Annotated in this window: 15 protein-coding genes; 8 read left to right on the top strand and 7 right to left on the bottom strand. The window is 62.6% G+C overall.

Translation table 11 applies throughout. The features are described from left to right. Nucleotides 1-275 precede the first annotated feature (275 nt). Entirely contained in the window at nucleotides 276-599 is a 324-nt protein-coding gene (locus NKJ91_RS13055) for a hypothetical protein (protein WP_352449540.1), read from the top strand. 39 nt (nucleotides 600-638) lie between these two features. Here the strand turns inward: NKJ91_RS13055 and NKJ91_RS13060 are convergent, their stop codons facing one another. The 3 genes from NKJ91_RS13060 to NKJ91_RS13070 form a co-directional block, all read right to left on the bottom strand. Then, a complete protein-coding gene (locus NKJ91_RS13060) occupies nucleotides 639-854 on the bottom strand; it encodes a hypothetical protein (protein WP_352449539.1) in 216 nt (71 codons plus the stop codon). 17 nt (nucleotides 855-871) lie between these two features. Beyond that, the gene (locus NKJ91_RS13065; protein WP_023677052.1) at nucleotides 872-1,243 is read right to left on the bottom strand and encodes a SpoIIAA family protein; all 372 of its coding nucleotides are present in this window, start codon (nucleotides 1,241-1,243) and stop codon (nucleotides 872-874) included. A 90-nt stretch (nucleotides 1,244-1,333) separates the two neighbouring features. Beyond that, nucleotides 1,334-2,515 (bottom strand): DUF3182 family protein, encoded by a 1,182-nt coding sequence (locus NKJ91_RS13070; RefSeq protein ID WP_352455881.1) that lies wholly within the window; start codon nucleotides 2,513-2,515, stop codon nucleotides 1,334-1,336. A 172-nt stretch (nucleotides 2,516-2,687) separates the two neighbouring features. Between NKJ91_RS13070 and NKJ91_RS13075 the strand changes: the two genes are divergently transcribed. Then, nucleotides 2,688-3,164, top strand: coding sequence for a YbhB/YbcL family Raf kinase inhibitor-like protein (locus NKJ91_RS13075; RefSeq protein WP_352455882.1), 477 nt, complete (start codon nucleotides 2,688-2,690; stop codon nucleotides 3,162-3,164). A 46-nt stretch (nucleotides 3,165-3,210) separates the two neighbouring features. Beyond that, entirely contained in the window at nucleotides 3,211-3,408 is a 198-nt protein-coding gene (locus NKJ91_RS13080; RefSeq protein WP_352455883.1) for a hypothetical protein, read from the top strand. A gap of 78 nt (nucleotides 3,409-3,486) precedes the next feature. Here NKJ91_RS13080 and cyoD read toward each other — a convergent pair whose 3' ends face one another. Genes cyoD through cyoA form a run of 4 tightly spaced genes read right to left on the bottom strand, consistent with a single transcriptional unit; the run spans nucleotide 3,487 to nucleotide 7,491 of the window. Beyond that, entirely contained in the window at nucleotides 3,487-3,915 is a 429-nt protein-coding gene (gene cyoD, locus NKJ91_RS13085; protein ID WP_352449536.1) for a cytochrome o ubiquinol oxidase subunit IV, read from the bottom strand. Continuing rightward, nucleotides 3,912-4,562 (bottom strand): cytochrome o ubiquinol oxidase subunit III, encoded by a 651-nt coding sequence (gene cyoC / locus NKJ91_RS13090; protein WP_352455884.1) that lies wholly within the window; start codon nucleotides 4,560-4,562, stop codon nucleotides 3,912-3,914. The genes cyoD and cyoC overlap by 4 nt, the downstream gene beginning before the upstream one ends. Next, nucleotides 4,559-6,565 (bottom strand): cytochrome o ubiquinol oxidase subunit I, encoded by a 2,007-nt coding sequence (gene cyoB, locus NKJ91_RS13095; RefSeq protein WP_352455885.1) that lies wholly within the window; start codon nucleotides 6,563-6,565, stop codon nucleotides 4,559-4,561. The genes cyoC and cyoB overlap by 4 nt, the downstream gene beginning before the upstream one ends. 2 nt (nucleotides 6,566-6,567) lie before the next feature. Next, a complete protein-coding gene (gene cyoA, locus NKJ91_RS13100; RefSeq protein ID WP_352455886.1) occupies nucleotides 6,568-7,491 on the bottom strand; it encodes a ubiquinol oxidase subunit II in 924 nt (307 codons plus the stop codon). Nucleotides 7,492-8,103: 612 nt separating this feature from the next. Between cyoA and NKJ91_RS13105 the strand changes: the two genes are divergently transcribed. The 5 genes from NKJ91_RS13105 (at nucleotide 8,104) to NKJ91_RS13125 (ending at nucleotide 13,799) form a co-directional block, all read left to right on the top strand. Then, the gene (locus NKJ91_RS13105; protein ID WP_352455887.1) at nucleotides 8,104-9,246 is read left to right on the top strand and encodes an extracellular solute-binding protein; all 1,143 of its coding nucleotides are present in this window, start codon (nucleotides 8,104-8,106) and stop codon (nucleotides 9,244-9,246) included. Then, entirely contained in the window at nucleotides 9,246-10,097 is an 852-nt protein-coding gene (locus NKJ91_RS13110; protein WP_352455888.1) for an IclR family transcriptional regulator, read from the top strand. The genes NKJ91_RS13105 and NKJ91_RS13110 overlap by 1 nt, the downstream gene beginning before the upstream one ends. A 23-nt stretch (nucleotides 10,098-10,120) precedes the next feature. Further along, the gene (locus NKJ91_RS13115) at nucleotides 10,121-11,152 is read left to right on the top strand and encodes a sugar ABC transporter substrate-binding protein (protein ID WP_352449530.1); all 1,032 of its coding nucleotides are present in this window, start codon (nucleotides 10,121-10,123) and stop codon (nucleotides 11,150-11,152) included. A 141-nt stretch (nucleotides 11,153-11,293) separates the two neighbouring features. Then, a complete protein-coding gene (locus tag NKJ91_RS13120) occupies nucleotides 11,294-12,277 on the top strand; it encodes an ABC transporter permease (RefSeq protein ID WP_352455889.1) in 984 nt (327 codons plus the stop codon). Continuing rightward, a complete protein-coding gene (locus NKJ91_RS13125) occupies nucleotides 12,267-13,799 on the top strand; it encodes a sugar ABC transporter ATP-binding protein (RefSeq protein ID WP_352455890.1) in 1,533 nt (510 codons plus the stop codon). The genes NKJ91_RS13120 and NKJ91_RS13125 overlap by 11 nt, the downstream gene beginning before the upstream one ends. Nucleotides 13,800-13,821: the final 22 nt, after the last annotated feature.

A 13,821-nucleotide genomic window follows, 5' to 3' on the forward strand; every position in this document is an offset into this window, starting at 1 on the left:
GGCCTCAAGGGAAAGACGAGGGCGATCCGACTCTAGCTCGACCCGTCAAACGGTCAGCAATTCCACCGATCCGACCCTCGCCGCTGAGGGGGGGCGGCTACCCTCTCTCAGCGTTCCTTTCTGACCCATTCGGCAGCGAAAGTCATAAGACAAGCAATTCCGGGAAAAGTGTGAAACGGTTTTCCGTTCGGAATTGCGTCAAAACAAGAGAGATCGGTTCAGCGTTTCCCCCGATGAACCGTTCTAGGCTCGGACAGCTTCGAGGGAGAACAATCATGGCTCACGCCCAGCAGGAACTCGTCGAATTCGTTATCAGCAAAGCCTTCAATCCGGTCATGCGGGCCAAACCAGACGGAAAATCCGATGCCGAGCGCAAGACGCTCGAGCACGTCCAGCAAGCCACGAAGACCGAGATCGAGCGCTATCGCCATTACGGCTCGGCCGAGGAGGTCGCGACCAATTTCAAGCGCGACCTGAGCTCAGATGCCGCCAAAAAGTTGCACGCCCAACTGCGGCGCCTGCATCTGCCGACGATCGAGGATATTCGCGACGACTTTGAGGACAAAGCCCGCAAGCTCGGGGTCAAGGCCTCGTCGTAGATCCGCGACCGGTCCTCGGTGACGTCCGTCAGGCTGTCATCACAAACCGTCCTTGGTCGGAGGCCACCCTGACCGAACCGTCTCGGGGATGTTGTCCGACGTCAGATCGCCCCGATTGAGCTTTTCGATCGCTTCATCGGCTTCGCTTTCGTCGAGACCGGAAAGCGGCAACCCGCCGACCACGACGGCTTCGCCGCTCTCGCTGTCATAGACCTCCCAGAGGCCTTCTGAATCCTGTCGTTTGTCGAACGGCATGGCACTCCCCAACACCGCTATTGTACGCCTGCCACCCATTTCAGGGCCTGGGCTTTTTCGTCCTCCGGGAACACCCGCGCCTCGATTTGCGGAAACAGCGCGTCCGTCATTTCCGTAGCTGCCTTGATCCATTGCTTGTCGGAAATCACGGCGGCACGTTTGAAGCGGTGGAGCTCGCCAAGTTTGCTCAGCCCATACTGCAGGTCGCGCCGCAAGGCGCCAGCCGTCATGTCCTCGAAATCAGTAAGATCGGTCAGGACGCCGATGTCCTTATGGTCGCTCAGTTTCGCTTCGATTGCCGGGATGACTCTGTCGTAGTCGTCCGCCGTCACAGTGCCGGTGACACGAAAGGCGGCGACGTTCTGGGGAGCGGAAATCATCTCGATCATTTTTTCCTCCGGTTTCTGACTGGCTGGCTGCCTGAAACAAACTCGGGCCATTCGCGGATGTTCCCTGTCGAAGGCGTGTTTCACTTCGACCTAAAATGACGATCGGCCGGCTTCCCCGATCGGCCCTCGGATCGCCTGGGTGACGACGGTGTAACGCCTGATTTGGCCCTCCTCAGGGTCCTCTCCGTCGAAGTGGATTACTGCATTCAGCGGCAGCTGCGCGGTGTTGCCGAACTGCTTGACGGCGGAGACATGCACGATCTGCACGTCGGGGTCACGCGTCATGGCCTCCATTGCCGCAAGCTCGGCCGTGCTGCTGCCGCCGATCCGCCAGCTGGCTTCCAGCACACCCGATCGCCAGATGCCCGAGGAATCGACACCTTGGCCGATGTCGTAGTTGCGCCGTGAGGCGAAAAATCCGGGATAGTCATCCATCGCCGCGTCGTAGGTCCTCGCCTGCGCCACAGCCAAACTTAGCGCCGGAGAAAGCTGCAGCCTGTCGAGCGCCTCCCATCCGCCGCGCACGACGACCAGATCGGATCCGCCGTAAACGGGCTGTCCGGCATTGTCGGCCGTCATCCGCTGCACGCCGTAATAGGCGACCGATGTTCCGTCGATCGCCGTTCTGCCAATGCTCAGCGTGACGATGTCGCGAAGCTCCGTTTCGAGAACAAGGCCGTATTCCCTCAGGTCGGAGGATGGATATCGATCCAGCAGCCTTTCGATATCGGCGACGGTCGCGGCGGTGTGCTGGTCGCGGCCCCGCGAAGCGCGCGGTGGCTTGAACCGGACCAGCCCGAGCTGCAGCAGACGTTCCGCTGCGCGCAGCGCGTCATCGCGTGAAAATGCGGTATAGCCGGGCAGTACGGCCGCGCCGACGGCTCTGCCGAAGCCGGCTGGCCATTCTTTTGGCCGTGCCGCCGACCCGTCCACCAGCTTGTGGGTTATGGCCTTGGTGGTTGCGAGGCGCCAGGGCACCACACCGCCGAAGAGGTCGTCCGGCCCGTTTATGCCCAGTTGGAGCGCATCGACGGCAAGCAGGCTGTCGTCCGGCACGAAATACAGTCGGCCACTGTCACCGCCGCCGTCACTCAGGCCCTGGCGGAAGGCAAAGCCCTTCAACGCCGCAATCGTGCGCGCAACGGCAGCGACGGTTTCCCGCTCGTGGGTATAGATTGTCTCGCCGCCCGGCACGGAGAACGCGATCACAACACCTTTTGCCCCGCTTGATTGCATACCGGTTAGCCCGGTCATGTCGCGCCCTTCGTCCATTGCCGAGCCTCTTGCCGCCATTCCGCGGCGATGCGTCCGAACCGAAAAACCCGCTTCCTCGGCGAATGTTCCGGCCAACGGCCGGCAATCCGGTTTGACCGTGGTTTGACCGGGACGGCGACCGGAACATCGGCGGCTCGTAGCTGTTTATGAGGGAATCTCAGACAGGGAGATGGAGAGACATGGCTTTCACGCTCAAAAGCTCTGCCTTTGCCGATGGCGAAAAAATACCGCCGCGCTTTCCCGCGACGGCGGCAACGTCTCGCCGCCATTGGAGTGGACGGACGCGCCGCAAGGAACCAAAAGCTTCGTCCTGGCCGTCGAGGACCCCGACGCCCCTTCAGGCATGTTCCGTCATTGGGCGGTCTACGACATCGACGCACAGCGCAACTTTCTTCCCGAAGGCACGACCGCCGGCGCCAAGACCGAGAGCCTCGGACACGGCGTCAATGGTTTCGGCAATCCTCATTATAACAGTCCCCAGCCGCCGCCTGGGCATGGGCTCCACCATTACCATTTCCAGCTTCTTGCGCTCGACGTCGAGACGCTGCGTCTCGACGAAAAGGCTGCCGTCGAAGACGTGCTGAAACAGGCCGCGCCGCACGTCGTGGGAGAGGCCGAACTCGTCGGCACATTCGAACGGGCTTGAGGACGCCACGCTATCCCGTCGCCTGGTTCGGCACAAACGGAGAAGCATGATGGACAACAAATCAAACCCTGTCGACCAACCCATATCCGGCAAGAAAGCCAGCGTCAGCGACAAGGCCAAGGCACCGAAGGAAGCAGGCGATCAGGCACGGAAAGCCCAGGAGTGGGGCGGCGGCTCAAAGGCCTCGAAAGGCGCGATATCGCCGCAGGATCGCAAAAATCAAAACTCCAGCCAGCGCAGCTGATACCGCTTCGTCATCCGGCAATGCGTCTGAAGCGACGGGCAAAGCCGGGCTGGAGGCACTGCGCTGCGTCTCACATCGCTAGCGGTTCATGTTCATGATCGCGTTCATCGGCATCAAATTGTTGTCGAGGTTGGCCATGATCCAGATCGAGCCGCCAATCACCAGAACTACGATCAGCACGCCGAAGGCAAGCGCTAGAGCGTTGTTGGTGTTGTCCGGCCCCGTCGTGATGTGCAGGAAGAAGACGAGATGCACGCCCATCTGGGCGATCGCAAGCACGACCAGCGCCACCGGAATGCCGGGTGCCCATATCAGGTTCGTTCCGAGCAACCAGAACGAGGCGATGGTCAACAGCGTTGCCAGCCCGAGGCCGATCACATAGCCGCGTAGCCCGGATCCGACTTCGGTGTCGCCGAGGTATTCGTCACCCGGCGCCGTATCGATGTCGTAGCGCTCCAGACCATCGGTGTCGCGCCGTTGCGCGTGGCGATCGTCCGCATTGCTCATCGACTTGCTCCCAGGAGATAGACCACCGTGAACAGGGCGACCCAGATGATGTCGAGGGCGTGCCAGAACAGGCTGAAGCACATGAAACGCCGAAGAATATCGTCGCGGAATCCCTTGGCGAAGATCTGCGCCATCATCGTGAGCAGCCACAGCAGCCCCGCCGTGACGTGAAGGCCATGGCATCCAACCAGCGTGAAGAACGCCGACAGGAAAGCGCTGCGCGTCGGTCCGGCACCGCTGGCAACCATATGCGCGAACTCGCGCAACTCCAGCAGGATGAAGGTGGCGCCGAGCACGAAGGTGACAGCCATCGCGACATAGAACCAGGAGCTTCGCCGCGCTGTCACGGCGAGGCTGGCGAGACCGCAGGTGAAGCTCGACAGCAGCAAAGCGGCCGTCTCGATCGCGACGTTGCGCAGGTCGAACAGCTCGGCTCCGCTTGGTCCGCCCGCCGTCTTGCCCGCCAGCACGGCATAGGCCGCGAAGAAGGCCGAGAACATCACGATGTCGCTCAGAAGGAAGATCCAGAAGCCGTAGCCAACGACGATCCGGATCGGTGCCGGGCCGCCGTCGCCGTGGCCGGGTGCATGGCCGTGCCCGCCATGGAGGCGGTAGGGGTCACGCTCTCGAACGTCGATCGCGGTCATGGCCTTGGCCCTGTGTGAGTGGCCAGCGCCTCGCGGCGGGCACTTCGGTTGGCGCGGTCGATCCGGGCGACTTCGGCGGCAGGAATCACGTATTCGGGGATGTCGCGCCACGCGAATACGACGAAGGTGGCCAAAGCACCGAGCGCGCCGAGCACCACCATCCACCAGATGTGCCAGATGAGGGCAAAACCCATCACGGTCGCAAAGAAGGCGCAGATGAACCCGGTGGGACTGTTGCGCGGCATCTCGATCGGCTCGTAGTCAGGCTCGTCGCGCAGCCGGTTTTGCTCGCGTGCCCGCTGCTTGATGCTCCAGTAGGGCTCTTCGCCCTCGACATGCGGAAGCGCGGCGAAGTTGAAGACCGGCGGCGGCGAGGGCGTGGCCCATTCCAGCGAGCGGCCGTCCCAGGGATCTCCGGTGGCGTCGCGAAGCGCCGCGCGCTGCCGGATGCTGACGACGAGCTGTACGATCTGCGCGACCACGCCGGCGGTGGTGATTAACATGCCGACGCCGGCAACCAGCACCCAGGGATACCATGCCGACATGTCGAAATGCTGCATTCGGCGGGTCATGCCGAGCAGGCCAACAGCGTAGAGCGGCACGAAAGTGACGTAGAAGCCGATCAGCGTCAGCCAGAAGGCCAGCTTGCCCCAGCCCTCGTGCAGCCGGAAACCGAATGCCTTGGGAAACCAGTAGGTATATCCCGCGAAGGCGCCGAACAGCACACCGCCGATAATGACGTTGTGGAAATGCGCAACCAGGAACAGGCTGTTGTGAAGCAGGAAATCGGCCGGCGGCACGGCCAGCAACACGCCCGTCATGCCGCCGATGACGAACGTAACCATAAAGCCCAGCGACCACAGCATTGGCGTCGCGAAGCGGATGCGGCCGCCATACATGGTGAACATCCAGTTGTAGATCTTCACGCCGGTACCAACAGCGATGATGCTGGTGGCGATGCCGAACGCGGCGTTGACGTCGGCCCCGGCGCCCATGGTGAAGAAGTGGTGCAGCCACACCATGAAGGAGACGATGCAGATGAAGAGCGTCGCGGCCACCATCGAGCGGTAGCCGAACAGCGGCTTGCTGGAGAAGGTGGAGATGACCTCCGAGAAGATGCCGAACGCCGGCAGGACGAGGATGTAGACCTCGGGATGGCCCCAGGCCCAGATCAGGTTCACGAACATCAGCATGTTGCCGCCGGCTTCATTGGTGAAGAAATGAAAGCCGAAATAGCGGTCGAGCGTCAGCATCGCGAGCGTGGCGGTGAGAATCGGGAAGGCGGCGACTATGAGCAGGCTGGCGGCGAGTGAGGTCCAGCAGAACATCGACATGCGCAGGTAACTCATGCCGGGCGCCCGCATCTTCAGGATCGTGGTGACGAAATTGATGCCGGTGAGCAGCGTTCCGACGCCCGATATCTGCACCGCCCACAGATAATAATCGACGCCGACGCCCGGCGAATAGGCGGTCTCGCTGAGCGGCGGATAGGGCAGCCATCCGGTACGCGCGAATTCGCCGATCACCAGCGAGATGTTGACCAGCAGCGCACCGGTGGCGGTGAGCCAGAAACTCACCGAGTTGAGCGTCGGAAAGGCAACGTCTCGGACGCCGAGCTGCAGCGGCACGACCAGGTTCATCAGTCCGATGACGAACGGCATCGCCCCGAAAAAGATCATGATGGTGCCGTGGGCGGAAAAGACCTGGTTGAAGTGATCGGGCGGCAGATAGCCGGGGGCCTGGAAGGCGAGGGCTTGCTGGGATCGCATCATGACGGCGTCGCTGAAGCCGCGCAGCAGCATCAGCAGCGCCAGCAGCGTGTACATCACGCCGATCCGCTTGTGATCGACGCTGGTGATCCATTCGCGCCACAGATAGGGGAAATGGCCGGCCAGAAAGACCCAGGCCAGCACGCCGAGGATTGCCAGGGCGACGACCGCCGAGGCGATCATCGGCAGAGGCTGATCGAACGGAATGACGTCCCAGCTCAATTTTCCGAGCATTGTCAGCCTCCTGCCTTGGGCGATACGCTCGGCCCGGGGCGACCGGCCTGGGGGCCGGGCGCGGGCGGAACGCCCTGCGTCGCGATTTCATGAAAAAGGTCCGGCTCGACCGAGCGATAGGTCGAAGCCGGCACGTCCAGGCTCTGTCTGGCTAGTTCCTGGTAGCTGGCCTTGTCGAGTGCCTGTCCCTGGCTTCGCGCCGAATTGACGAACGCGTCGAAGGCATCCGCTGCGACTGCATGCAGCACGAATTGCATGCCTGGAAAACCGTCACCGCTGAAATGGGCCGACCGCCCATAAAATTCGCCCGGCTGATCCGCCTGCAGGTGAAGCTGCGTCGTCATGCCATTCATCGTATAGATCATGCCGCCAAGCTGAGGCACGAAGAACGCGTTCATGACGCTTGCCGAGGTAAGCGAGAAATGCACCGGCCTGCCCGCCGGCACCACGAGCTGGTTGATGCTCGCGACATTCTGCTCGGGGTAGATGAACAGCCATTTCCAGTCGAGCGAGACGACCTGCACCTCAAGCGGCTTTTGCTGCGAATCCAGCGGCTTCATTGGATCGAGGTCATGCGACCCGATCCAGATGATGCCGCTCAGAAACAGGATGACGAGGATGGGGATCGACCAGACCACCAGTTCGATGCGTCCGGAATAGGCCCATTCCGGCAGGTACCACGCTCTTGTGTTGGTTTCCCGGAACCACCAGGCAAAGCCGAGCGTCGCCACGATCGTCGGGATGACGATGGCCAGCATGATAGCAACCGAATTGAGCAGGATCGTCCGCTGCGCCGCCCCCACCGGCCCTTGCGGATCGAGCACGCCGCCCTGGCAGCCGGCAAGCAGCCCGACCAGCAAGATCGTCGCGCCGAGGCAGCCAAGACGGATGGCGGCACAGTTTCGAACGATCACCCTCAGCAGCATGAGATCTCGCCGTTTCCTGAAAACCGATTGGAACGTTGCAGGCAGCGTGGCTGCCAACCCCGAATGTGCGCGCCGGTGTGCTCCTGGCGACAGTTTCTTCACGCACGCGGCTCCGGCTGGCAGAACCGCATGCCGTGGATGTTGTCGTTAAGCGGTCGACCTGTCGAGAACCCCTCCAAATCCTAACAAACCAGAGCCAAATCCTGAAAAACCAGAGCCAAATCTTAAGAAACCAGGAACAGGACCCAGATCGAAGTTATCGCCAGAAACGTGGCGAATGCCAAGGCGGTAAACCGGTTCATGGCCGCGCCCACGGTTGGTCCATTTAGTCCGCTCCCTGCGACGTGGCTGCTGATTCCAGTGATGCTGCTCCAGATGGCTGCGCCAACCGAACGAATGTTCGTCGCGAAAGTTCCCCAAAAGCCAGATCCATCGCAGCCTTTGGTTGCAGGCCGGCGGCAACGCGATGCGCACCAAGGATGGTTGGGCGGCTTTCTCGCCAAACGGAAGCGAGGACTGGCTTTGCGTATGTAAAAACTACTTGTCTAGGTGAAAATAGTTGCTACTAATCGACTGGGCCGGCGCATGGCCGCCTCTGGGAGGAATTTCGGCATGACAAGGCTGCGTGGTCTCGCGTGGGATCACCGACGCTGCTGGGGTCCGCTCGACGCCAGCATCGGGCCGTATTGTGCCGCCAATCCCGGTCTTGAGATCGAATGGGACCGCCGCAGCCTCTACGAATTCGGCGAGGGCGCGCTTGGTCCGGTGCTCGGCGCCTATGATCTTGTCGTGTTCGACCATCCGTTCATCGGCGATATTGCCGAAGGCGGGCTGATGGTGCCGTTCGATTTGTCGGCCGAGCAGCGCCGCGGCTTCGAACGGGATTCGGTTGGCGCGTCCTGGCAATCCTACGCAAGGGACGGGCTTCAATGGGCGTTGCCGATCGATGCTGCCTGTCAGGTTGCCTCGTATCGCCCCGATCTGCTGGAGCGCTACGGACCGCTGCCGCGCAGCCATGACGAGGTGCTGGAGCTCGGCCGGCGCGCCTTGAAGGACGGCAAATGGCTTGGGCTGCCGTTGGTGCCGACTGACGCCATGTGCCTGCTTTTGACGCTGGGTGAGCCCCGGGAAGACGGCGACGAGTTCATCGCCGGGGAAAAAATCGAGCGGGCCGTCGGGCAATTGCGCCAGCTTGCGGCGCTGTCGCATCCGAACTCGCCGAAATGGAACCCGATCCGTTGCTACGATCACATGATCGCGCATGACGACGTGGTCTACGTGCCGTTGGCCTTCGGCTATGTGAACTACGCCTCTAAGGCAGACAGGCCGCATCTGCGCTTCGCCGACGTGCCGACGCCGCGATCCGCCGGCGCCTTGCTCGGCGGCGCCGGCATCGGCGTCAGCGCCCAATCGCAACACAAGCAAGCCGCCATCGACTACGCGCTGTTTCTGTGCTCGCCCGGCTATCAGCGCGGCGACTATGTGAAATCCGGCGGACAGCCGGGATCGCTGGCGGCGTGGCAGGATACCGAGGTCAACGCTCTCTCGGGCGGCTTCTTCGCCTCGACGCTGGCGACGATCGAAGCCTCCTATCTGCGCCCGACCCATCCGGGCTTCATCAGCTTCTTCCGCCAATGCGCCCCTCATGCCGCGGCGGCGATCGCCGGCGAATTGCAGGCGGCCGAGCTCGCGGACCGGCTGAACCGGCTCTATCGCGAGACCAGGGATGGCCAGCCGCAACGGAGCGTCGCGTAATGGCCGCCGATATTGCCCAGATCGTCGACGAAGGCGAAAGCGGCCGCAACGGCTATCGGGTGCCGGCGGTGGAGAAGGCGCTCGACATACTGGAATTCATGGCTGCCAGCGGCGAGCCGCTGACCCAAACCGAGATCGCCACCGGAATGAGGCGCTCCATTCACGAGATCTACCGCATCCTGCTGTTGCTGGAGAAGCGCGGCTACATTTTCCGGACGCAATCGGACCGCTTCCGCCTGTCGCTGAAGCTGTTCGAGCTGGCGCATATGCATCCGCCGGTAAACCGCCTGGTCGAATGTGCGCTGCCGGTGATGCGCGGCCTCGCCGCCAATGCCGACCAGAGCTGCCATCTGGTCGTGCGCGAAGGCGAGAGCGCACTGGTCGTGCTGCAGATCGATTCGCCTTTGCCGATGCGTTATTCGGTTGCCCTTGGCTCGCATTTCCCGATCCTCGAAACGAGCTCCGGCGCGGTGCTGCTGGCGCATTCGAGCCGCGCCGAGCGCGACCGCATCGTCGAACGGATCGTCGCCGCAGGCGAAGGCCAAGGCAACCGGGCGGAAATCGAAGCGCGGCTGAATGAGGTCGCAAGGCTCGGCTATGAAATGCGCGCCTCGCTGGCTGTCGAGGGCTGCACCAACATCTCGATGCCGGTGCGCGACCATACCGGCGCCGTCATTGCCGCGCTCACCGTCCCCTTCCTGCCGCAAAAGGCCGCCCGCTTCGATCGCAGCACCGTCTTCGAGCGGACGAAGGCGGCGGCCGAGACGATATCGGCGGCGCTGGGCGCGGGCGAAGCTGCCGCCTCTTCACGTGCCGACCCGGAACGGCGGGACTATCCGTTCAGCAACTGACAAGAAATACAGGGAGAAGAAACATGAACTGGTCCAAATCGATGCTGTTTGCCTCGGCGGCGGTGCTTGCTCTGAGCGCCGCCGCGGCACACGCCGAAAACATGCCGAAGCGCATCGGCTACGTCACCAACTACGCCACGCATGAGTGGTATCAGAACGTCATCAAGGGCATGCAGTCCCGCGCCAAGGAACTCGGTATCGAGCTCGAGGTGCAGGACGCCAATCTGGACGTTGCCAAGGAGGTCTCCGCCGCCGAAGATTTCATGGCCAAGGGCGTCGACGTCCTGATCATCACGCCCGTCAACGAGGAAGGCGTCGTGCCGCTGCTGCGCCAGGCGAAATCCAACAATGTTCCGGTCGTGCTCGAAGGCAATCCGGTTAAGGGCATGACCACAATGGTCGCGATCTGCGACTATGATACCGGCTACACCGCTGGCGTCGAAGCCGGTAAATTCGCCAAGGAAAAGCTCGAAGGCAAAGCCAAGGTGATGAATGTCGGCCTGCCGCTGCTGTCCGCCACGGTGCTGCGGTCGCAGGGTTTCATGGATGGCCTCAAGACCATCATCCCCGACGCGGTCATGGTCCACGACCTCGACGGTGGCGGCAATCCCGATCGCGCGCTCGAGGTCTCTTCGGCGGCACTTGCCAAGAACGCCGACATCAACATCATCTACGGCATCAACGATTCCTCCTCGCTCGGCGGCCTTCAGGCCTGGAAAGCGGCCGGCAAGTCGCAGGACGGCCTGTTGACGGTCGGCACCGGCGGCGAAGGCCTCGCCTTCATCAATGCAATGCAGAACGAGCCGTCCTATCGCATCGAAGCCGCGATGTTCCCGGAAAAGGAAGGCTACACCGCCATCGATGCAGCGGTTAAGCTCTTCAACGGCGAAGAGGTGCCGGAACACATCGTCAGCCCCACCGCGCCGATGAACGGTGACGACTGGAAGAAGTTCTACGACTACGATGGCACCACACGCAAAATCAAATGGGATGCCGTCAATGCGCTTCAGCCACCGGAAAAATGCATGAAAACTTCCGCCGATCTGAAGAAGTAAGGATTCCGGCTAGCCCTTCCCGCACGGCGGGAAGGGCGGCGGATCGGATATGCCGAATGGCAAAACAGGGCAACCGTCCTGTTTTGGCCGGCAGTTTCCAGATGGCGACGGCACCGATACGGGCCCGGAAATGAAATGGACATGAGCGAGCTTACGCAATCCTCTGCGCCAAGGCGTTTCATCGGCGGCCAGCTGCTGGGCAGCAGCCAGCTGGTGCTCGGCGTGATCCTGGCCGTGCTCTGCATCGCCATCTCGATTGCCGCGCCGCAATTCTATTCCGAGGCCAACATCATCGCCATCCTGCGCCAATGCGCGCTGGTGCTGATCGTTGCCTCCGGCATGACGATGCTGATCATCACTGCGGAAGTCGACCTGTCGGTCGGTGCATCGCTCGCTTTTGTCGGCTGCATCGGCATGGCCGTGCTCAATTCAACGCACAGCCTGACGCTCGGGCTTCTGGCGGCGCTCGCCTTTTCAGGCGCGGTCGGCCTTTTCAACGGCCTCGTCGTCACCAGGCTCAAGGTGAACTCGCTGATCGCCACGATCGGCACCATGATGATGCTGCAGGGCGGCGTCTATCTGTTCACCCGCGAGGCGGTGCAGAACCATCACCGGCTTGCCGGCTTCACCGATCTCGGCGCTGGTTATATCGGCCCGATCCCGCTGCCCGTGGTCGTTGCCGCGCTGATTTTCGCGCTGGCCGCGGCAACGCTGCGCTTCACCACGCTCGGTCGCTATCTGTACGCGGTCGGCGCCAATGAGCGAGCGGTCCGCCTCTCCGGCGTGCGCTCGCAACGGCTGAAGCTGTTCGCCTTCGTCGTCACCGGCCTGTGCGTCGGCATTGCCGGCATGATCCTGTCGTCGCTGATGAATGCCGGCCAGCCGACCGCCGGCCGCGGCTTCGAGCTGACGGTGATTGCCGCCGTCATCCTCGGCGGCACCAGCCTGCTTGGCGGCCGCGGCTCGCTGCTCGGCACGTTGCTTGGCGTGCTCGTGCTGAAGGTCATCGACAACGGCATCATCATTCTCGGCTGGAAGCAGGATCTGCAGATGGTGGTGCCTGGAATCGTCATCATCCTGGCGACCTATCTCGACATCGTGCGGAACAGAGCCAATGTCGGTTGATTTCCTTCACCCCGGCGAAACCGTGGCTGTCGACAAAAGCGTGCCGGCGCTGGAGATGCGCGGTATCGGCAAGCGTTTTCCCGGCGTGGTGGCGCTGGACAATGTCGATCTGACCTTGGAACCCGGCAAAATCCATGCCCTGATGGGCGAGAACGGCGCCGGCAAGTCGACGCTGATCAAGATCATGGCCGGGGTCTACGGCAAGGATGCCGGCACCATCCGCCTGCGCGGCCGCGAGGCCGACATCAAGTCGCCGCGCGATAGCCTGAAAGAGGGCATCAAGGTGGTGTTCCAGGAGATCGCGCTGATCGCCGAATTCAGCGTCGCCGAAAACATCTTCCTCGAAGGCTATCCGACCGGCAAAGGCGGCTCGATCGACTGGAAGAAGATCCGTGCCGATGCGGCCGCTCTGTTCAAGCGTATCGGCTTCAATGTCGACCCGGCGGCGCGCACGGGATCGCTGCCGGTCAGCCAGCAGCAGATGGTCGAGATCGCCCGCGCACTCGCCCATGAGGCCCGCGTCGTGGTGATGGACGAGCCGACCTCCTCGCTGACGCCGAACGAGGTCTCGCTGCTGTTCACCGTCATCCGCCGGCTGGCCGCGCTCGGCATCGCGGTGCTCTATGTCAGCCACAAGCTCGACGAGGTCTTCGAGATCGCCGACACGGTGACCGTGCTGCGCGATGGCCGCCACGTCTCGACCAGGCCGATTGGCGAGCACACCAACGACACGCTGATCCAGGACATGATCGGCCGGCGCATCGAAAACCTGTTCCCTCGCAAGCGCGGCGCGCCGGGCAGCAAGGTCGCGCTTTCCGTTGAAGGGCTCAGCACCGCCAAGAAGCTGAAGGATGTGTCGTTCGAGGCGCATGCCGGCGAGGTCCTCGGCTTCTTCGGCCTGATGGGCGCCGGCCGGACCGAGCTCGCCAAGGCCATCGTCGGCTACGACCCGATCACTTCCGGCGCCATTTCGGTCGATGGCAGCCGGCTGCTGCCGCACGAAACGCACACCGGCGTCCGGCTCGGCATCGGCCTGCTCACCGAGGACCGCAAGAGCGAGGGGCTGATGGACGAGTTGCCGGTCTACCAGAATGCCAGCCTCGCCTCGCTCAGTGCCTTCGCCAGAATGGGCTTCGTCGACAAGGTCAGCGAACGCAAGGCGGTGCAGGACTATGTCGACCGCTTCCGCATCCGGACGCCCAGCCTGTTCCAGCAGGTCAAGAATCTGTCCGGCGGCAATCAGCAGAAAGTGCTGATCTCGCGCTGGCTGATGCGCGGTCTCAAGGTGATCGTCGTCGACGAGCCGACCCGCGGCATCGACGTCGGCGCCAAGTCGGAGATTTTTGCGCTCATCGACCGGCTCGCCGGCGAGGGCCTGGCGGTCGTCATGATGACGTCCGAAATGCCCGAGCTGCTGGGGCTTGCCGACCGCATCGCGGTGATGTGCGAAGGCCGCCTCACCGCGATCATGCCTCGCGACGAGGCCACGCAGGAGAACATCCTCAATGCGGCAATCGGCTAAGACGATGACGCTTCGCAAAGGG

Origin of the sequence: Mesorhizobium sp. M0040 (assembly GCF_040323505.1) — a bacterium.
GTDB lineage: Bacteria > Pseudomonadota > Alphaproteobacteria > Rhizobiales > Rhizobiaceae > Mesorhizobium.